Origin of the sequence: Xenorhabdus thailandensis (genome assembly GCF_037996785.1) — a bacterium.
Classification (GTDB): domain Bacteria; phylum Pseudomonadota; class Gammaproteobacteria; order Enterobacterales; family Enterobacteriaceae; genus Xenorhabdus; species Xenorhabdus griffiniae.
The window spans coordinates 735,957-754,844 of record NZ_JBBMXF010000007.1; the positions used below are offsets into that span (position 1 = coordinate 735,957).

Annotated in this window: 21 protein-coding genes; 17 read left to right on the plus strand and 4 right to left on the minus strand. The window is 43.1% G+C overall.

What is annotated here, in order from left to right:
• Positions 1-73 precede the first annotated feature (73 nt).
• Complete coding sequence (locus tag AAC853_RS05995) at positions 74-679, plus strand: LysE family translocator (protein WP_338884121.1); 606 nt, start codon at positions 74-76, stop codon at positions 677-679.
• Here the strand turns inward: AAC853_RS05995 and murP are convergent.
• Entirely contained in the window at positions 671-2,131 is a 1,461-nt protein-coding gene (gene murP / locus AAC853_RS06000) for a PTS N-acetylmuramic acid transporter subunit IIBC (protein WP_340613968.1), read from the minus strand. The genes AAC853_RS05995 and murP overlap by 9 nt on opposite strands.
• Before the next feature lie 27 nt (positions 2,132-2,158).
• Positions 2,159-3,064, minus strand: coding sequence for an N-acetylmuramic acid 6-phosphate etherase (gene murQ, locus AAC853_RS06005; protein ID WP_340614164.1), 906 nt, complete (start codon positions 3,062-3,064; stop codon positions 2,159-2,161).
• A 1,240-nt stretch (positions 3,065-4,304) separates the two neighbouring features.
• On the opposite strand from murQ, the gene AAC853_RS06010 reads away from it, so the two are divergent.
• Positions 4,305-4,661, plus strand: coding sequence for a LysR family transcriptional regulator (locus AAC853_RS06010; protein ID WP_340613969.1), 357 nt, complete (start codon positions 4,305-4,307; stop codon positions 4,659-4,661).
• An 11-nt stretch (positions 4,662-4,672) separates the two neighbouring features.
• Positions 4,673-5,197, plus strand: coding sequence for a hypothetical protein (locus tag AAC853_RS06015; RefSeq protein ID WP_340614165.1), 525 nt, complete (start codon positions 4,673-4,675; stop codon positions 5,195-5,197).
• Positions 5,198-5,535: 338 nt separating this feature from the next.
• On the opposite strand, the gene AAC853_RS06020 is transcribed toward AAC853_RS06015, so the two are convergent.
• Positions 5,536-7,491 carry an ABC transporter ATP-binding protein gene (locus AAC853_RS06020; RefSeq protein WP_338884128.1) on the minus strand — a complete coding sequence of 652 codons (1,956 nt, stop codon included), beginning with the start codon at positions 7,489-7,491 and terminating at the stop codon, positions 5,536-5,538.
• A 352-nt stretch (positions 7,492-7,843) separates the two neighbouring features.
• Between AAC853_RS06020 and AAC853_RS06025 the strand changes: the two genes are divergently transcribed.
• Positions 7,844-8,047 carry a YheV family putative zinc ribbon protein gene (locus tag AAC853_RS06025; RefSeq protein WP_338884130.1) on the plus strand — a complete coding sequence of 68 codons (204 nt, stop codon included), beginning with the start codon at positions 7,844-7,846 and terminating at the stop codon, positions 8,045-8,047.
• 144 nt (positions 8,048-8,191) lie between these two features.
• On the plus strand, positions 8,192-8,728 hold the full coding sequence (gene slyD / locus AAC853_RS06030; RefSeq protein ID WP_189759331.1) for a peptidylprolyl isomerase: 537 nt from the start codon (positions 8,192-8,194) through the stop codon (positions 8,726-8,728).
• A 90-nt stretch (positions 8,729-8,818) separates the two neighbouring features.
• On the opposite strand, the gene AAC853_RS06035 is transcribed toward slyD, so the two are convergent.
• Positions 8,819-9,037 (minus strand): SlyX family protein, encoded by a 219-nt coding sequence (locus AAC853_RS06035; RefSeq protein WP_338884133.1) that lies wholly within the window; start codon positions 9,035-9,037, stop codon positions 8,819-8,821.
• A gap of 244 nt (positions 9,038-9,281) precedes the next feature.
• Between AAC853_RS06035 and fkpA the strand changes: the two genes are divergently transcribed.
• The 12 genes from fkpA to rplK all read left to right on the plus strand — a co-directional run bounded on the left by fkpA (position 9,282) and on the right by rplK (position 18,886).
• Positions 9,282-10,046 carry an FKBP-type peptidyl-prolyl cis-trans isomerase gene (gene fkpA / locus AAC853_RS06040; protein WP_338884135.1) on the plus strand — a complete coding sequence of 255 codons (765 nt, stop codon included), beginning with the start codon at positions 9,282-9,284 and terminating at the stop codon, positions 10,044-10,046.
• Between the two features lie 483 nt (positions 10,047-10,529).
• Complete coding sequence (locus AAC853_RS06045) at positions 10,530-11,267, plus strand: helix-turn-helix transcriptional regulator (protein ID WP_338884136.1); 738 nt, start codon at positions 10,530-10,532, stop codon at positions 11,265-11,267.
• Entirely contained in the window at positions 11,267-11,662 is a 396-nt protein-coding gene (gene tusD / locus AAC853_RS06050; RefSeq protein ID WP_338884137.1) for a sulfurtransferase complex subunit TusD, read from the plus strand. Before AAC853_RS06045 ends, tusD begins: the two co-directional genes overlap by 1 nt.
• A gap of 34 nt (positions 11,663-11,696) precedes the next feature.
• The gene (gene tusC / locus AAC853_RS06055) at positions 11,697-12,056 is read left to right on the plus strand and encodes a sulfurtransferase complex subunit TusC (RefSeq protein WP_338884138.1); all 360 of its coding nucleotides are present in this window, start codon (positions 11,697-11,699) and stop codon (positions 12,054-12,056) included.
• Between the two features lie 19 nt (positions 12,057-12,075).
• Complete coding sequence (gene tusB, locus AAC853_RS06060) at positions 12,076-12,363, plus strand: sulfurtransferase complex subunit TusB (RefSeq protein ID WP_189759325.1); 288 nt, start codon at positions 12,076-12,078, stop codon at positions 12,361-12,363.
• A 210-nt stretch (positions 12,364-12,573) separates the two neighbouring features.
• Positions 12,574-12,948, plus strand: coding sequence for a 30S ribosomal protein S12 (rpsL, locus tag AAC853_RS06065; protein WP_010848548.1), 375 nt, complete (start codon positions 12,574-12,576; stop codon positions 12,946-12,948).
• 98 nt (positions 12,949-13,046) lie between these two features.
• Positions 13,047-13,517, plus strand: coding sequence for a 30S ribosomal protein S7 (gene rpsG, locus AAC853_RS06070; RefSeq protein ID WP_047770766.1), 471 nt, complete (start codon positions 13,047-13,049; stop codon positions 13,515-13,517).
• 93 nt (positions 13,518-13,610) lie between these two features.
• Positions 13,611-15,719 carry an elongation factor G gene (fusA, locus tag AAC853_RS06075; protein WP_338884140.1) on the plus strand — a complete coding sequence of 703 codons (2,109 nt, stop codon included), beginning with the start codon at positions 13,611-13,613 and terminating at the stop codon, positions 15,717-15,719.
• Positions 15,720-15,789: 70 nt separating this feature from the next.
• Positions 15,790-16,974, plus strand: coding sequence for an elongation factor Tu (tuf, locus tag AAC853_RS06080; RefSeq protein ID WP_338804007.1), 1,185 nt, complete (start codon positions 15,790-15,792; stop codon positions 16,972-16,974).
• A gap of 335 nt (positions 16,975-17,309) precedes the next feature.
• On the plus strand, positions 17,310-17,693 hold the full coding sequence (secE, locus tag AAC853_RS06085) for a preprotein translocase subunit SecE (protein ID WP_074020841.1): 384 nt from the start codon (positions 17,310-17,312) through the stop codon (positions 17,691-17,693).
• A gap of 3 nt (positions 17,694-17,696) precedes the next feature.
• Complete coding sequence (gene nusG, locus AAC853_RS06090; RefSeq protein ID WP_189759071.1) at positions 17,697-18,242, plus strand: transcription termination/antitermination protein NusG; 546 nt, start codon at positions 17,697-17,699, stop codon at positions 18,240-18,242.
• A gap of 215 nt (positions 18,243-18,457) precedes the next feature.
• Positions 18,458-18,886, plus strand: coding sequence for a 50S ribosomal protein L11 (gene rplK, locus AAC853_RS06095; protein ID WP_047684958.1), 429 nt, complete (start codon positions 18,458-18,460; stop codon positions 18,884-18,886).
• Positions 18,887-18,888: the final 2 nt, after the last annotated feature.

Consider the following 18,888-nt stretch of genomic DNA (forward strand, 5'->3'; position numbering starts at 1 on the left):
GTATGTGAAATAACATACTGTTATTTTTATTGAAAATAATTGTTAACCACCAGGGTGGGAGGGGAATCTACCCATGACTTTAAGCCTAATATTCTCGCTTAGTATATTTATGTTTATTTCCGCTGTCACACCGGGTCCAAACAATTTGTTACTGACATCATCGGGAGCTCATTTTGGTATTCGCCGTTCTACCCCGCTTTGTCTGGGTATTATTCTGGGAATGCAAACCATTTTGCTACTGTCTGCATTTGGTGTTGCCGCGTTACTGCTGATTTATCCTGCTTTACATATGGGGCTGAAAATACTCGGATGCCTGTATTTATTATGGCTAGCTTGGAAGACAGCTACTTCGCACTATAAGCGGCTGGACACCACAGCGTCGGTAGGGGAGCCAATCAAAATTTATCAAAGCTGGCTATTGCAGTTCTTAAATCCCAAAACCTGGTTGATGGGATTGGGCGCAATCAGTAGTTACAGTCTGGCTGGAGAGCTGTATAACTATTCCATTTTTGCCATCAGTATAGTGATGTTAATTGTCAATATCCTCGCTAGTGTAATCTGGCTGGTTCTCGGTTCACTGATTGGTCAGTTACTGAAAAGCCGTCGCGCGTGGTTTACATTCAATATCGTAATGGGTGTCCTGACTGCCGCTTGTGTGCCTTTAATCTGGTTAACTTAAGTCGATATTTTTGCACCCGAAGAATAGCGTTAGCGTGAAGCCAGCGACATAAGCAACGATTAGCCCAGCCCCATATATTGCCATGCCCATGAAAATGCCACTGTTGGATGTCATCAGTGGCAGGGCGACCAGCCCGGAAGGGCCGAAAACGCTATTTAATCCGACAGGCCATCCCCACCAGGCAATCAGGCCGATAAAAAAACCGCCTATGGCGCCGCCGAGACAAGCGGTGACAAAAGGTTTAATGCGAGGAAGGGTGACACCATAGATCAACGGCTCGCCAATCCCCAGTAAACCTGGAATGATGGCGCCTTTGATCTGAGTGCGCAGCAAGGAACCTTTTTGAGCTTTAACATATAACGCCAATGCAGAGCCTATTTGCCCCGCTCCGGCCATTGCCAGAATGGGGAAAAGAGAATTGAATCCCTGGGCTTCCATCAAAGCAAAATAGACGGGAACAAAGCCCTGATGTACACCAAACATCACGGCGATTAGGAATAGACCGGCCAAGATAGCTGTACCGAACGGGTTACCATTCAAGTGTATGAACAACCATGACATCACGGTAAACAGATAACTGCCGACGGGCATAATGACAATAAATGCAATGGCACCCATGATAAGTAGGGTCATTGCGGAAGTCAGGATCATATCCAGATCAGATGGCATGATTTTGCGGATCTGTTTTTCTACCCAGGCACCGAGAATACAGGCAATCAGTATCCCGATGATATTACCTCGTGGATCAATGGCGAAGCCAAAAAAATGACTGATACCGGAGTAGAATCCACTGGTAGCTTCGGCGTTATAACCCAGCACAAATAGCGATGCGATGATGGCTCCGTTAACCCCAGATCCCCCAAATGCTTTTTGTGCATTGTAGCCAATCAAGATCCCCAAGAAACTGAACATACCTTTGCTGAAAATTTTCATATAGCCAACTATCTCAACCAATATAGCGTTGGGATGAGTGACTTCTTTAATAAAAACTTGTTCCAACAGGGTAGCAAAACCCAATAACATGCCAACGGCGATAAAACCGGGGATCAGGGGAGTAAAGATAGTGGCAAATTTAGTCAGAAATTTATGGAGTGAACGAGTTTGTTTTTCTTTGAGATGTTTTTTATTGGAAATGGCGATATCTTTTAACGTGTCAGTATGAGGTTGAGTAGGTTCTGATGTACGGGAATGGTGAGTATCACTTAACCGCGTTTTTATCATCTCTGCTACGGTTTGGGCTTTGCCGGGACCAAGGATAATTTGGAGCTGGTCATCAGTCTTGATGGCACCCAAAACACCGGCAATCTTCTTCAAGTTGAATATATCGACAAGTGAATTATCCCTTAGCGTCAACCGCAGGCGGGTCATGCAATTTCCACAGCGTGCTATGTTACTTGTCCCGCCAATGGCGTTGAGTATTTCAGCCAACATTTCCTGACTAATTTTACTCATTACTAACCTCTTCTAAAGAGATAGTGATTATCGGTTTGTTGAGATAGCTGGCCGGATAAGTCCATGATGTTTTGCCAATAATGCGTTGGCTTCTTCGGCGTTAATACCCGATAGGATCATGACGATTGCGGTCTTGCAATGCCCACCACAGGCGTTTAACGCCTGTTCTGCCATTTCTCTGCTGCACTCCGTGGCGGCCATGACAATATTTTTCTGGCGTTCGATTAATTTGGCATTGGTGGCTTCTACGTCAACCATCAAATTACTATATACCTTGCCAATACGGATCATGGCGCCTGTCGTGATCATATTCAGTATCAATTTTTGTGCCGTGCCTGCCTTCATGCGGGATGAGCCTGTTATCACTTCTGGCCCCACAACGGGCGTGATAGCAATATCGGCCAGTTGTACCATTGGGCTATCTGGGTTACAACTGATACAGGCAACAGTAGCACTCACTGATTTGGCATACTCCATTGCACCTAATACATAGGGTGTCCGGCCACTGGCGGCAATCCCTACCAGAACATCTTTTTGATTAAAGTGTAGTACCTTAAGATCTTCTATACCTAATTGCCGATTATCTTCCGCATTTTCGATAGCTTTCAGAATGGCTTGATGTCCTCCAGCAATTAAACCGATTACCTGTTCTGGTTTTGTACCATAAGTCGGTGGACATTCACTGGCATCCAAGATACCTAAGCGCCCGGATGTGCCAGCGCCACTATAGATTAAGCGTCCACCTTGACGAAATGCCTCGGCAACTTTATCAACCACATTGGCAATTTGAGGCAGTGCTTTCTCAACGGCAATAGCCACTTTTTTATCTTCATCGTTGATAACGCGTAGCATATCGAGAGTTGAAAGTTGATCAATGTGGGTACTGGCGGGATTACGACTTTCTGTTATCATATTGCTCAAGTCGATTTTCATCATTTTTCTGCCATATTTTAACGAAACTAAGAAGTGATTTATGTGCGTCAGCTTATCTTACTGAGAATTTAATAAAAAATATACACAAAAATAGATTAAAAACACTATCTTCCGCTTTCTCCTTTATATCGGAAAATTGTTGATATTATGCTTGAATATGATTTTCATATCATTATGCGGTTGGAGATAAAATAAAGTTATATACGCATTAAACTTCAAGTTGAAATTTACAACACTGTATGAAACTTGATATCTCCCCGCGAAGCGGGGAGATATCATACGCATCTTGAAGATAGATTGATATATACTATATTGGTTATCAATTAGGTTCTGTTTTTTTTAGATAAAAATCAACATGTTTTATCCATAAAACGATATGCCAATACAGAATATTCTGATATAAAAAATATTAAAAATTTGTTAGTAATAAATATACATTCTCACTGAAAACACACTATAAATCTTGTGATTATCATATTAATATTTTTTGATATCATATTTTATAATGGGTATCTTTTACTCGTTTTATGGTGGTGGTTATCATTGTTGTTGTATTTAATATATCACCTTTAATTAGAATACCCCTTCTTAACACGTAATGAGAGTAAATATTATAATGACCAGAAAAGTAAAGTGTAAATGGATCATTAATAATATAATGGATGTGGATTTCCCGCTGTTTTTTATATTGTACGGTCAAGCTAGATATATGATTTTCATTATGTTGGTTAATTAAATTTTTTACAAAATAGTTTAGTGATGTGATGTTTTAACTTTTATGATGACTAGCGTTTGCTTTTGTTGGTTGCCAATAAAGAAGAGTTATCAGTTGATAACTTGGTGTTTATTGTTGATTGCCCTAATTTTATGACAGGTAAAGTAATCAGATATGGATTTGTTTGTATGCTATACCGTGAGCGTTTTTAAATTGAGGAAATATTAACAATTCTGTATTTAAAAACAAAAGATAGTATTTAACTGTATCTGTAATAAGGAGGTGTAGGCTGTGTTTGCGGGATAATTCCCCTAAATTAATTTCTTTTTGGAATTATTTTAATTTGAAATTAAAGCGTGTTAATAATAAATTTTTGCGAATTTTACCCTTATTAACTAACATTTTATTAGTTAACATTTTGACCATTTGACCTGATAAAATCTTTGGCAAAACACTAAGTTAAAATGCTATCACCATGAATCTGTAATGTTTTGTAGTTATTCAACAATCATTGGGCTAAAGAACATGGATATACGCAATCTTGAAGCTTTTATCGTTTTGGCTGAAACTCTTAATTATCATAAGGCTTCTAAAAGGCTTTATCTTTCTCAGCCTGCCTTGACAAAGAAAATCCATGGATTGGAAGATATTTTTGGTGCATCACTCTTTACAAGAGGACCAAATGGAACAAGATTGACAGATTTTGGGCAGAAGACATTGGAAAATGTCCGAAAATTTTTAACTCACTATGAAAATTTCAAAAGTCGGGTTCATTTCGATTCAAAAGAGGATATGGTCAGGCACTTATATGTTGGCTCTTGTTTTCCTATCCATAATTATTCACAAATAGAGAAGCAGGTTGTGGAAAAAAAAGGAATATAGTGTTGTCATTGGTGACTGGATTATCAGTTGAGCAGCAGCTAAATTTACTGAATGTTGGGATGCTGCATGTTGCAGTGATGCCGTTATCATCTATTATTACTCAGTTGAAACCCAAAAAGGTGTTTACGGAAAGATTGGTCTATATCTTTAAGAAAGGGAGTCATCTGGTATCTAAATTTAGAACAGTTTTACATCAGATTGAAAATGGGGTGATTCAGACAAATTCATCAGAAGAAAAAGAGATAAGAGAGTTAACAGGCTTTCTTAATGTTTTTCCTATTTATACTGGTAACGATATGCATTTGTTATTAAAAACAAATGATATTATGTTGATAATAGAGATGATTACAAAAAATAGTGCTTATACCTGTGTGCCTAAACGGATTATTAGCTCTATTCCTGAGTACTATATGAATTTTTTAGAAATTATTGAAACGGATAGAAAAATTGATCTTGGTGTCGTATGGGCAAAATCTATAGATGAATCTTTGATTGAAGATGCTGAAAACTTTTCTGCTTTAGTGGCTAATATCTAGATTAGCGATTATCATTTGTTTTATATGGAATATTTTTATTTGGTCTCTTATGATAATCAAACTTGAGGTGTAACTTGTAACAGTTTTCTCAGTAAGGAGAGAAAAATGAGAGTGAACATCTTGAGCATTTTTCCACTATAAATAATCTTCTATATAATAGATGAATTATTATTTTTTACGCGAGTATTCTGATTGTTTGCAAACAATTTTATATTCTGTTGTGAACAGAAAGCACTATTTTTAGTGCTTGAAAAAAAATTGATGGGATAAGAGAATAGGAGATAATCGGGCATTTGATGTCAATACCCGATTATCCCCACCAGCTTACATTTGAAAGATTAGCTGACCCCTTGACTCATATTAAATTCTGTAGTCATGTGTTCGAGCTGTTCCTGAATGTCTAACCACTCCATTTCAATATCTTCCAGTTTGGATTTTGTTTGCGTTTGCTGATGCAGGCATTCAGTCAGTTCAGTTTTACGATCATGGTCGTAAAGTGTGTTGTCTGACAGCTTCTCTTCTAATTCCATCAATGCCGTTCCCAGTTTTTCCATCTGTTTTTCAAGGGTAGCAAGCTGTTTACGCAATGGCTGCGTTTGATTACGGAATTCAGCTTCACGCCGTTTTTGATCTTTACGCTCTTGGGCACTGTAATTTTGAGTGCCATTCGTTGAAGATTCGGTTTCTGATTTTTCTTTCTCCTGACTATCCCGCATTTGCTGGCGTTGCAGTTCAGTGAGCCATTGCTGATAATCTTCTAAATCGCCTTTAAAAAGTTCTACTTTGCCATCATGCACTAAATAAAGCTCGTCTGTTGTAGAACGCAGTAAATGTCTGTCATGCGATACGACGACCAGCGCACCTTCGAAATCAATCAATGCTTCAGTCAATGCCTGTCTCATGTCAAGATCAAGGTGGTTGGTTGGTTCGTCAAGCAAAAGGAGGTTTGGGCGTTGCCAGACAATCAGAGCCAGTACCAAGCGCGCTTTTTCACCACCGGAAAAACGTCCGCTTGGATCGATCACTTGATCGCCTTTGAAGCCAAATCCTCCCAGATAATCCCGAAGCTGTTGCTCCGTTTCTTGGGGGGCGATTCGGGACAAATGTTGTAATGGAGATTCATCTGCCCGCAAGTATTCCAGTTGGTGCTGTGCGAAGTAACCCAATTTAATGCCTTTTGATAAGGCAATTTCTCCGTGTTGAGGTGCCAGTTCTCCTGCCAGCAACTTGATCAATGTGGATTTACCCGCACCATTGCGACCTAGTAGGCCGATCCGTGAACCTGGCACCAGATTTAATTTGATTGAATTCAATACCGTTTTTTCACCATAGCCAGCACTGACTTTATCCATGTTTAAGAGTGGATTTGGCAGGTTGTCCGGCTGGCGGAAGCTGAAATGGAAAGGGTTATCGACATGCGCGGGCGCGATAAGCTCCATACGTTCCAGCATTTTGATGCGGCTTTGTGCCTGTTTCGCTTTAGAGGCTTTGGCGCGGAAACGGTCAATATAACTTTGTAAATGGGCCACTTTTTCCTGTTGGCTTTGGTATAGCGCCTGTTGCTGGGCAAGTTTGGCCGCGCGTTGCCGTTCGAAGGAAGAGTAGTTACCGGTATATTCGTATAGATCCTGCTGCTCAATGTGCAGGATTTTATCGATGATTGGATCGAGAAAATCGCGATCGTGGGAAATTAGGATCAAGGTGCCGGTATAACTCTTTAACCATTTTTCCAGCCAGATAACCGCGTCCAGATCAAGGTGGTTGGTCGGTTCGTCGAGTAATAGCAAATCAGAACGGCAGATCAACGCTTGCGCCAGGTTGAGGCGCATACGCCAACCACCAGAGAATGAACGTACCGGCTGTTCTAGCTGAACCTGGGAAAAACCTAATCCGTGCAACAAACTAGCGGCGCGGGCGCGGATTGTCCATGCCTGAATAGTATCAAGTAAACCATGAAGATGAGCGATAGCATGGCCGTCATTTTGTTCGTTGGCGATTTTGAGTTTTTGCTCCAGTTGTCGGAACTCACGATCACCATCGATGACATATTCCAATGCTGATGTTTCCAGGGCTGGCGTTTCCTGATTAACCCAAGCCAGTGCCCAGTTGTTAGGGAAGGTAACAGAGCCATTTTCAGCTTGAAGTTCATCTTTCAGTAATGCAAGCAGGGTAGATTTACCACAGCCATTTTTACCAACTAATCCGACTTTTTGTCCAGGATTGATGATTGCGTTGGCGTTATCCAGTAGGACGCGAATGCCACGACGGATTTGCAGTGAAGAGAAAACAATCATAGATGCCGTCTATATATAATGTGTTAAGTTAATTAATATACCCATCTCACTTCAAGATGCACATTGTTTCTCCCCGCTTCGCGGGGAGAAACAATGAGTTATGTTGTCTTATAATGAGCAACTTGAAAGGTAACGCGTATAGTTAGATTTATATATCCTTCGTCTTTCAAGTTGCTGCTTTGTTGACTGCATTCCCCATACCAATCGTATATTGATATGCATAGTGGCCGTTGATGCGTATAGTGATCGATGTGCCGCAATTTGAAAGCTATTGGGTATATGTATGTAATTTTAAGTGTCTGGGGTGCATGGTAGCGGAAAATAGGGGTTCTGACACGTCTTAGGGGGAATTATGTCAATCAGTCGTAAGCGTTTTATTGCAGGAGCGGTTTGTCCAAAATGTCAGTCACAGGATACGCTGGCAATGTGGCAGGAAAATAAGGTTGATGTTGTTGAGTGTGTCCATTGTGGCCATATACAGCGGCAGACGGATGAAGCTGTCACCTCTCATGTCAGAGATCAGGAACAGGTCATTGGCATCTTTACACCACAGTAACCCAATACATATACAACGAATTGTGGATAAATTTTGCTATTGCCTAGGTACAGTAACGTAGAATTCCGTTACAATTGGCAGCATTTTTTAAGCAGTAAAAATTTTCCCTCACGGGTTTTTCCCCTCGGGTATGTAGGAGTTGTCATGAAAGTAGCAAAAGACTTGGTGGTCAGCCTGGCTTATCAAGTAAGAACAGAAGACGGTGTTTTAGTTGATGAGTCCTCGGTGAGCGCACCGTTAGACTATCTGCATGGCCGTGGTTCTCTGATCAGCGGATTAGAGAAAGCACTGGAAGGCCGTGAGGTGGGTGAACGTTTTGATGTGAGCGTAGAAGCAGCAGATGCATACGGTCAGTATGATGACAACCTGGTTCAGCGTGCACCAAAAGATGTGTTTGTTGGTGTTGATGATCTTCAAGTTGGTATGCGTTTCCTGGCTGACACAGATCAGGGGCCTATCCCAGTAGAAATCACTGCGATAGAAGGTGATGAAGTAGTTGTTGATGCGAACCACATGCTGGCTGGCCAGAATCTGAAATTCAATGTTGAAATTGTTGCTATCCGCGAAGCAACCGAAGAAGAATTGGCTCATGGCCATGTACATGGTCAGGGTGGCTGTGGTGATCACCACCATGATCACGATCACGGTGATCATGGATGCTGCGGCGGTAGCTGCCATTAAGATTTAAGTAGAAAAAGGGAAGCGGGTTTTAAGCTTCTCTTTTTTATTTTGCGTTTAGCCTTCCTTGGCAGCGAACTTCCCTGATGAATATCAGTAATGGGGGGGCGGTGTTTCTTCAGAAAGTGGTGCAATGATGGATGTTTGGTGGTTTTTTAGACGCTCAGCAATTAATTTGAGTTGTTCTTTCAATCTGTCAGTTTCGATCTGTTGCTTTATCACTTCCTGATTCAATGCTTCAATGGTGGCTTCTTGATAAGCTAGCTTGGTTTCTAGTTGTACAAATCTTCGTTCAAATTCAGATAACTCCATTATCTTTCCTCCTGCCTCTGAATCAATTAATTTAAATGACGAACCGATAATTCGGTCAAGATGCCACTATAATGCACATATATCCAATGAAATAGGATCTCACGAAACCTCTTTGCTTTAATGTTGTCTCAACGATTTTTATGGCAAGGTATAGCAAATATTGTCATTGGTTTCCTTAGGCGGTTATAGTAAACGTTATGACCTATGCTGATGGTAACCCCACCCAAACTTATTGGAGAATAGGATGAAATCATTGTTTAAAACAACTCTGCTGGCAACAACTCTAGCGGTGGCATTTAGCGTACCTTCGGTTTTGGCTGCTAACACCGAAACCAAAGACGAAGTAAAACTAAATAATGCTTTTAAAACAGCAGAACAGCAAAATTCTTATGCTCTGGGTGCTTCTTTGGGAGGCTACATGGCCAACTCATTGCAAGAGCAGAAAACGCTCGGTATCAATATAGAAAAAGAACAGTTGCTGGCCGGTGTTGAAGATGCATTAAATAATAAAGCCAAACTGACGGACAAAGAAATTCAGGAAACTCTGAAGGCCTTTGAATCTAAAGTGAAAAGTGCTGCCTTGGCCAAGGTAGAAAAAGAAGCCAGTGAAAATGGTGAAAAAGGGGCCAAATATCGCAAAGAGTTTGCTAAGCAAGCGGGTGTAGTGGAAACCAAAACCGGGCTGCTTTACAAAATTGAAAAAGAGGGTACTGGTAACGCACCTAAAGAGACTGATACTGTCGTTGTTAACTACAAAGGTTCTTTGATTGATGGCCAGGTTTTTGACAGCTCTTATGACCGCAAAGAGCCTCTGACAATTCGTTTGGACAGTGTCATTCCGGGTTGGAGAGAAGGTATACAGCATGTGAAGAAAGGGGGAAAAATCACATTAGTTATTCCTCCTAAGCTAGCTTATGATCAGGCAAACTTACCTAAAATTCCAGCTAACTCCACTTTAGTTTTCAATGTTGAATTACTGGATATTAAGCCTGCTGCTAAGGCAAAATAATTCCTGTAATTAAAAGATATTTGCAGGGGCTTGAGGCTCCTGCTTTATCATACATTTCTTCCACCTTTCGATTTGCTGCTGATATTTATCACTATTTGATTAGTAATTAGTAATAAGCATGGAAAGAATAATAAATTTATTTGCTTATTATTTCCCACGGTATTAAATGGGGTATTGCTTTCCGTATTTCAGGTGGATTCGGCATAAAGCTGTGATAGAACCCTGCGCTATACTCAGCAAGAGCTTGACGGCAGTTCAATGTGGTTTTAACGTCACTATTCTGAATAGTCCGAATAGAATATAGAACAAATATTTTAACCTTTTGTTTTTTTAGAGCTTATCACATAAGGCTATTTAACTTGCTTGTAACAACAGGTAGTTATCGAAGTAGTCGATGCTGAGTTGCAGTAATATGATTTTATAATAAATCTTGCCCTGGTGTTTTTGTGAGGCAAAGTCAGAATTTGAAGGATGGTGTATTACATGTCTACCCCACTATTAATTGGTGATAATATCTCTACTGATAACAGTGATATTGATTTACTGGAAAACCAACCGTTTAGTGAAACAGATCACGAAATTTTAAAATCTTACGAAGCTGCTGTTGATGGCCTGGCTATGTTGATTGGTGGGCATTGTGAAATAGTTCTTCATTCACTGGAAGATCTTAAATGTTCAGCCGTCAGAATAGCTAATGGCGAGCATACAGGGCGTAAAATTGGTTCTCCGATTACTGATCTGGCGTTGCGAATGTTGCATGATATTACGGATGAAGACAGTAGCGTTTCCAGGGCGTATTTCACACGGGCTAAAAGTGGCTCGTTGATGAAATCTGTCACGATTGCTATCCGCAATCGCCAGCGTCGAGTCATTGGGCTTTTGTGCATCAATATGAACCTTGATGTGCCTTTCTCTGAAATTATTCAGACCTTTATCCCAGAAAAAACCCATGAAGTTGCTTCAAACGTCAATTTTGCCTCTTCCGTGGATGATCTGGTCGCACAAACGCTGGAATTTACTATTGAAGAAGTGAATGCTGATCGCAATGTTTCCAATAATGCGAAAAACAGACAGGTAGTGCTGAACCTTTATGAGAAAGGTATCTTTGATATTAAAGATGCCATCAATCAGGTCGCTGATCGTTTGAATATCTCCAAGCATACGGTATACCTCTATATTCGCCAGTTTAAAAATGGTGAATGTGCGGGTTCGGAGAAGTAATGTCGTCACTGTCTTATTGTTTGCTGGTCACTGGGCCAGCTTACGGTACTCAACAAGCCAGCAGTGCTTACCAATTTGCTCAGGCGCTGATCGCCTCAGGTCATAAACTGCATAGCGTGTTTTTTTATCGCGAAGGTGTCCAAAACGGCAATCAATTGGTTGCCCCTGCCAATGATGAGTTTGATTTGGTCAAAGCCTGGCAGATATTGGCAGTCCAACATCAATTCGATCTGTTTATCTGTGTTGCCGCGGCATTGCGCCGTGGTATCGTAGATGAACAACAAGCCCGTGAATTGAATCTGCCCACCGCTAATTTAGCCGAAGGGTTTGAGCTTAGTGGATTGGGATCGTTAGCGGAAGCCATGATGCTATGTGATCGTGTCATACAATTTTAGCGCTGGTTAGGTTTGGGAATCTTCGTGGGTATCGATGAAAAAAATTGCCTTTGTTTTTACTGAAGCTCCTCACGGCTCTTCTGCCGGTAGGGAAGGGTTGGATGCACTGCTTGCGACGTCAGCATTGACTGAACAGATCGGTGTATTTTTTATTTCTGATGGCGTATTTCAATTACTGTCCGATCAGCAGCCGGATAAAATCCTGGCTCGTGACTACATCTCAACTTTTAAAGTTTTGCCGCTTTATGACATTGATAAATGTTACGTTTGTCTGGATGATCTGGTGATACGAGGAGGCAGTCCAGCCAGCAATTTTGTGCTGGAAGCTGAATTTCTTTCTGCCGCAACAATCCGAAAATTGTTGGCGGGCTATGATTTTGTGTTGAAATTTTAATCTATTTCAGGCAGGTAACATGTTATATACTGTCAGTCGCTCACCTTACCATGACGACTTCAATGCAATGCTTGGTCTTGTATCTGATACTGATGATGTTCTATTGATGCAAAATGGAGTGTTATTGGGCATCAATGATAACCGCTATTTGGCTGAGTTGTTCCGTACCGGGGCAGGCATTTATGTTTTGAAGGAAGATCTCAATGCACGTGGGCTGATTGAACAGATTTCAGACCGTGTAAGGGTGATTGATTACAATGGTTTTGTTAGTTTAACGGTAAAACATCAGCAAAATTTTGCCTGGTAGATGTAAATGGCACTTTTCAGTAACTTTACCCGCTCAGCGCTTTACCAGTAGTACCTTACCGATATTATTTTGCCGATATAGAAAAACTGTATATTTCTTGACACCTCGTCAAGTCAGCAATAAAATTCCGCGTCCTCTTGTTTTGTCATAATGACAGAGAGAGGATAAAATCCGTGTTTACGAAGCAAAAAACCAGGAGCTTTTTTAATAATGGCAACTATTAATCAGCTGGTTCGCAAATCTCGTAGCTCGAAAGTTGTGAAAAGCAACGTTCCTGCTCTGGAAGCTTGCCCGCAAAAACGTGGCGTATGTACTCGTGTATATACCACCACTCCTAAAAAACCAAACTCCGCACTGCGTAAAGTATGCCGTGTGCGTTTGACTAACGGTTACGAAGTTTCTTCCTATATCGGTGGTGAAGGCCACAACCTGCAGGAACACTCCGTTATCCTGATCCGTGGCGGTCGTGTTAAAGACTTGCCAGGTGTGCGTTACCACACCGTTCGCGGCGCTCTGGACTGTGCCGGTGTTAAAGACCGTAAACAAGGTCGTTCTAAGTACGGTGTGAAGAAGCCAAAGGCTTAATGGTTCTCCGTTAAGTAAGGCCAAACATTTTTCACATTAATGTCAAAATAAACTCGTAGAGTTTTGGACAACCCTGAAATTCGAAACGGAGTATTTCCATGCCACGTCGTCGTGTAATTGGTCAACGTAAAATTCTGCCAGATCCAAAGTTCGGATCTGAACTGCTGGCCAAATTTGTAAATATCCTGATGGTAGACGGTAAAAAGTCTGTCGCAGAAGCAATTGTATATGGTGCGCTTGAGACCCTGGCTCAGCGTTCTGGTAAAGATCATCTGGAAGCATTCGAGCTGGCACTGGATAACGTGCGCCCGACTGTCGAAGTTAAGTCCCGCCGTGTTGGTGGTTCTACTTATCAGGTTCCAGTTGAAGTTCGTCCGGTTCGTCGTAATGCTCTGGCAATGCGTTGGATCGTTGAAGCTGCTCGTAAACGCGGTGATAAGTCCATGGCTCTGCGCCTGGCAAATGAATTATCTGATGCGGCTGAAAATAAAGGCGCTGCTGTGAAGAAACGTGAAGACGTTCACCGTATGGCAGAAGCTAACAAGGCGTTCGCACACTACCGTTGGTAATCCCCTATTGGGTATTTCATCGGCAGTGAATATGTTCCGGGTGGCTGTCTGGCTACCCGTTCTCTAAATTGAACGCCCACGAGAGAGGAAAAAATGGCTCGTAAAACCCCTATAACTCGTTACCGTAATATCGGTATCAGTGCGCACATTGACGCGGGTAAAACCACTACCACCGAACGTATTCTGTTCTACACTGGTGTAAGCCACAAGATCGGTGAAGTTCATGATGGCGCTGCTACTATGGACTGGATGGAGCAGGAACAAGAGCGTGGTATTACCATCACGTCTGCTGCGACTACCGCATTCTGGTCTGGTATGGCTAAGCAGTATGAGCCACACCGTATCAACATCATCGACACCCCAGGCCACGTTGACTTCACTATCGAAGTAGAACGTTCCATGCGTGTTCTTGACGGTGCAGTAATGGTTTACTGTGCAGTTGGTGGTGTTCAGCCACAGTCTGAAACTGTATGGCGTCAGGCGAACAAATATAACGTTCCACGTATCGCGTTCGTTAACAAAATGGACCGTATGGGTGCGAACTTCCTGCGCGTTGTTGAGCAGATCAAAACTCGTCTGGCTGCCAACCCTGTTCCTCTGCAATTGGCAATCGGTGCAGAAGATACCTTCACCGGTGTTATTGATTTGCTGAAAATGAAAGCAATCAACTGGAACGACGAAGATCAGGGTATTACCTTCGAATACGAAGATATCCCGGCTGACATGCTTGAGCAGGCTCAGGAATGGCATCAAAACCTGATCGAATCCGCAGCAGAAGCATCAGAAGATCTGATGGATAAATACCTGGGCGGTGAAGAGCTGACTGAAGAAGAAATCAAGGCAGCTCTGCGTAAGCGTGTTCTGGCTAACGAAATTATCCTGGTTACCTGTGGTTCTGCATTTAAGAACAAAGGTGTTCAGGCAATGCTGGATGCAGTTGTTGAATATCTGCCAGCGCCAACGGATGTTGAATCCATCAAAGGTATGCTGCCAGACGGTAAAGACACTCCAGCAGAACGTCACTCCAGCGATGAAGAGCCGTTCTCTGCACTGGCGTTTAAAATCGCGACTGACCCATTTGTGGGTAACTTGACGTTCTTCCGCGTTTACTCTGGTGTGGTTAACTCTGGTGACACCGTACTGAACCCGGTAAAAGACAAAAAAGAACGTTTTGGCCGTATCGTTCAGATGCACGCTAACAAACGTGAAGAAATTAAAGAAGTCCGTGCAGGCGACATCGCTGCTGCTATCGGCCTGAAAGATGTCACCACCGGTGATACTCTCTGTGACATGAACTCTCCAATCATTCTGGAGCGCATGGAATTCCCAGAGCCAGTTATCTCTGTTGCTATCGAGCCAAAAACTAAAGCTGACCAAGAAAAAATGGGTATCGCTTTAGGCCGTCTGGCTCAGGAAGACCCATCTTTCCGCGTGAGCAGTGATGAAGAGTCTGGTCAGACTATCATCGCAGGTATGGGTGAGCTGCACCTCGACGTTCTGGTTGACCGTATGCGTCGTGAATTCAACGTTGAAGCGAACGTAGGTAAACCTCAGGTTGCTTACCGTGAAACCATTCGTGCTTCTGTTGAGCAGGAAGGTAAACACGCTAAACAGTCCGGTGGTCGCGGTCAGTACGGTCACGTTTGGCTACGTATCGAGCCTCTGGAAGCCGGTGGTGCTGGTTACGAATTCGTGAACGAAATCGTTGGTGGTGTTGTTCCTAAAGAATACATCCCAGGCGTTGACAAAGGCGTTCAGGAACAGCTGAAGAGCGGTGTTCTGGCTGGTTACCCAATCGTTGACGTTAAAGTTGCCCTGTTCGATGGTTCTTACCATGACGTTGACTCCTCAGAAATCGCCTTTAAAATTGCTGCATCCATGGCATTTAAAGAAGGCTTCATGAAAGCGAAACCAGTTCTGCTGGAACCTATCATGAAAGTCGAAGTGGAAACACCAGAAGATTACATGGGTGACGTCATCGGTGACCTGAACCGTCGCCGTGGTATGATTGATGGTATGGATGATATAGCTACGGGCAAAATTGTTCGTGCTCAAGTACCATTGTCTGAAATGTTTGGTTATGCTACTGACCTGCGTTCTCAGACCCAAGGTCGTGCTTCTTACTCCATGGAGTTCTTGAAGTACAACGAAGCGCCTAGCAACGTCGCTCAGGCTATTATCGAAGCTCGTAAATCTAGATAAGTTTTCGAGTTTACTATCTTTTTGGCTCCCTCATCTTTGTGACGGGGGAGCGGTATTAAGGAATAGAGTCGTGTCTAAAGAAAAGTTTGAACGTTCAAAACCGCACGTTAACGTTGGTACTATCGGCCACGTTGACCACGGTAAAACTACCCTGACTGCTGCAATCACTACCGTTTTGGCAAAAACTTACGGCGGTAACGCGCGTGCATTCGACCAGATCGATAACGCACCAGAAGAAAAAGCGCGTGGTATCACCATTTCTACTTCTCACGTAGAGTACGATACTCCAACTCGCCACTACGCACACGTTGACTGCCCAGGCCACGCCGACTACGTGAAAAACATGATCACCGGTGCTGCTCAGATGGACGGCGCGATCCTGGTAGTTGCTGCAACTGATGGCCCAATGCCACAGACTCGTGAGCACATCCTGCTGGGTCGTCAGGTTGGCGTTCCTTACATCATCGTGTTCCTGAACAAATGTGACATGGTTGATGATGAAGAGCTGTTGGAACTGGTGGAAATGGAAGTCCGTGAGCTGCTGTCTCAGTACGATTTCCCAGGCGACGACACCCCAATCATCCGTGGTTCTGCGCTGAAAGCGCTGGAAGGCGATGCTGAGTGGGAAGCGAAAGTTATCGAACTGGCTGAAGCACTGGATTCTTACATCCCAGAACCAGAGCGTGACATTGACAAGCCATTCCTGCTGCCAATCGAAGACGTATTCTCTATCTCCGGCCGTGGTACTGTAGTTACCGGTCGTGTAGAGCGTGGTATCGTTAAAGTTGGTGACGAAGTTGAAATCGTAGGCATCAAAGAGACGACTAAAACCACTTGTACCGGCGTTGAAATGTTCCGCAAACTGCTGGACGAAGGCCGTGCGGGTGAGAACGTGGGTGTTCTGCTGCGTGGTACTAAGCGTGATGACGTTGAGCGTGGTCAGGTTCTGGCGAAGCCAGGCTCTATCCACCCACACACTCAGTTCGAATCTGAAGTGTATATCCTGAGCAAAGATGAAGGTGGTCGTCATACGCCATTCTTCAAAGGTTACCGTCCACAGTTCTACTTCCGTACGACTGACGTAACCGGTACTATCGAACTGCCAGAAGGCGTAGAGATGGTAATGCCAGGCGACAACATCAACATGAAAGTGACTCTGATTGCGCCAATCGCAATGGACGAAGGTCTGCGTTTCGCAATCCGTGAAGGTGGCCGTACTGTAGGCGCCGGTGTTGTTGCTAAAGTGATCGCATAATTTTTTTAATGTGTTCATTTTGGAAGGGCATCGATAGATGCCCTTTTTATACGTTGTCTTAAGAAGAACCTATCTCATCAATAGTTGTTCATTATTGGCCAATTAAGGCAGATAAATTGCTATTTGATTGCTATCCTTAATTATTGGTGAGATAGGCTCTGATACAACGGATAGGCTTAAATATCATTAAGATATAAAAGTCCTGCTGAATTAAGGTGCCGAGTCAGATACAATTACAATTATCTTTGGGTTCGGTCTGATTTGTTTTGCTCTTGCGAGGCAAGCTGGCTATCTATTTACATCATAGTTACTTACATATAGTTACAGGTTGGTTTATGAGTGCGAATAGCGATGCTCAAGAAAGCGGGCGTGGTCTTGATATAGCAAAATGGCTATTGGTGGCAGTGCTACTGGTGGTTGCTATTGTGGGTAATTACTATTACCGAGAGTATAACCTGCCTCTGCGCGCGATAGCCGTGGTTGCTATTGTTGCCCTTGCAGGAGCAGTTGCATTGTGGACTGTAAAAGGTAAAGCTGCATTAGCCTTTGCCCGTGAAGCCCGCATTGAAATGCGTAAAGTCATTTGGCCAACTCGCCAGGAAGCACTGCATACGACTTTAATTGTTGCAGCTGTGACGGCTGTCATGTCTCTTATTTTGTGGGGGCTTGATGGTATTCTGGTGCGTTTAGTTTCATTTATTACAGGCCTGAGGTTTTAAAAAATGTCTGAGTCCCCAAAAAAGCGTTGGTATGTCATCCAGGCATTTTCTGGGTTTGAAGGTCGCGTCGCTCAATCTCTGCGTGAACATATCAAATTACAAGAGATGGAAGATTTTTTTGGCGAAGTGATGGTGCCGACAGAAGAAGTTGTTGAGATCCGCAGTGGTCAGCGCCGTAAAAGCGAGCGTAAATTCTTCCCTGGCTATGTCTTGGTACAAATGGTAATGAACGATGCGACTTGGCATTTGGTTCGTAGTGTACCTCGCGTAATGGGTTTTATCGGTGGCACCTCTGACCGCCCAGCACCAATCAGCGATAAAGAAGTTGATGCGATCATGAATCGTCTTCAACAAGTTGGTGATAAACCACGGCCAAAAACTCTGTTCGAACCAGGCGAAATGGTTCGAGTCAGCGATGGCCCGTTTGCAGACTTCAATGGTGTGGTAGAAGAAGTCGATTACGAGAAGAGCCGCTTGAAAGTATCGGTTTCTATCTTTGGTCGTGCTACGCCTGTTGAGCTGGATTTCAGCCAGGTAGAGAAAGTCTAATCTGGTGATTAAGTAAGCGTTTATGCTTGCAAAGGGTGTGAAATTAGCATACAATTTCGCGCCTTTTGTTTTTTATCCAAGCATCATTTTTAGATGATACTTAGATAATATTAGGTTAGTTAAAGTTTTTAGTGACCTGGTCTTTAATAGACGGGGTTCAAATCGTCAGGGGAGCCTCATTTTGAGGCGATAAGACCCGCATAGAGGAAAAATAAATGGCTAAGAAAGTACAAGCCTACGTTAAGCTGCAAGTTGCAGCGGGTATGGCTAACCCAAGCCCACCAGTTGGTCCAGCTCTGGGTCAGCAGGGTGTTAACATCATGGAATTTTGTAAAGCATTCAATGCTAAAACTGAAAGCATTGAGAAAGGCTTGCCAATTCCAGTTGTTATTACTGTTTACGCAGACCGTTCTTTCACTTTCGTTACCAAAACCCCACCAGCGGCTGTTCTGCTGAAAAAAGCAGCAGGCATTAAATCTGGTTCTGGCAAACCGAACAAAGATAAAGTTGGTAAAGTGACCAGCGCTCAGATTCGTGAAATTGCTGAAACTAAAGCTGCGGACATGACTGGTGCTGACGTTGACGCGATGATGCGTTCAATCGAAGGTACTGCTCGTTCCATGGGCCTGGTAGTGGAGGGTTAATC